This is a genomic window from Paenibacillus camelliae, from assembly GCF_023715345.1.
Taxonomy (GTDB): Bacteria; Bacillota; Bacilli; order Paenibacillales; family Paenibacillaceae; genus Pristimantibacillus; species Pristimantibacillus camelliae.
The window spans coordinates 1-352 of record NZ_JAMBNY010000067.1; the positions used below are offsets into that span (position 1 = coordinate 1).

Annotated in this window: 1 rRNA gene; it reads left to right on the forward strand. The window is 42.6% G+C overall.

Going from position 1 to position 352, the window contains the following annotated elements:
* Positions 1-75: ribosomal RNA gene (locus M3180_RS22430) — 16S ribosomal RNA — on the forward strand; the annotation flags it as partial.
* Positions 76-352 lie beyond the last annotated feature (277 nt).

Here is a 352-nt window from a genome sequence, read left to right on the forward strand (position 1 = left end):
AAGGTGGGGTAGATGATTGGGGTGAAGTCGTAACAAGGTAGCCGTATCGGAAGGTGCGGCTGGATCACCTCCTTTCTAAGAGAACAAGATCTTCCGAGTAGAAGATCATGAGATCCCTTGAGGGTCACCAGAGAGCATATGCTTTCGAAGTGTGTTTCTAACGAAACACTTTAGGCAGTTGTTCGCTCACTCGTTGTCAGTTTTGAAGGATCAATGATTCTTCAACTTGTACCTTGAAAACTGGATAAGAAAGTATATGAAACATCCAAAGCGAATCGAGTTCAACAAACATACGTTTGTTTGAAATTAAAATTAGCAGCGAGTGTTTTCGGTAAAAGCGACCTTCATCCGC